Source organism: Finegoldia sp. P2-F-LR (assembly GCF_052932265.1).
Map to the genome: position 1 here is coordinate 1 of NZ_JBRFJF010000034.1, position 452 is coordinate 452.

A 452-nucleotide genomic window follows, 5' to 3' on the forward strand; every position below is an offset into this window, starting at 1 on the left:
CCTCTTTCGATGTCTTCTCTTTGTACACCTCTTAGTAATGCTCCGATGTTATCTCCTGCTTCTGCTTCGTCAAGTTGTTTTCTGAACATTTCTACACCTGTTACTACTACTGTTCTTTTTTCTGTTGTAAGTCCTACGATTTCTACGTTGTCTCCTACTTTTACTTTTCCTCTTTCTACTCTACCTGTAGCTACTGTTCCACGTCCTGTGATTGTGAAGATGTCTTCTACTGGCATTAGGAATGGGTGGTCAACGTCTCTTACTGGAGATGGGATCCATTCGTCTACTTCTTCCATCAATTTCATGATTTTGTCTCCCCATTCTCCGTCTGGATCTTCTAATGCTTTTAATGCTGATCCTACTACGATTGGTGTGTCGTCTCCTTCGTATTCGTATTCGTTTAATAATTCACGTACTTCCATTTCAACTAATTCGATTAGTTCTGGATCGTC

1 protein-coding gene is annotated in these 452 nt (G+C 40.5%); it reads right to left on the minus strand.

The annotated features are described in order from the left end of the window. On the minus strand, positions 1-452 hold a 452-nt coding region (locus ACU68W_RS09270), incomplete at both ends, for an EF-Tu/IF-2/RF-3 family GTPase (protein WP_446756440.1).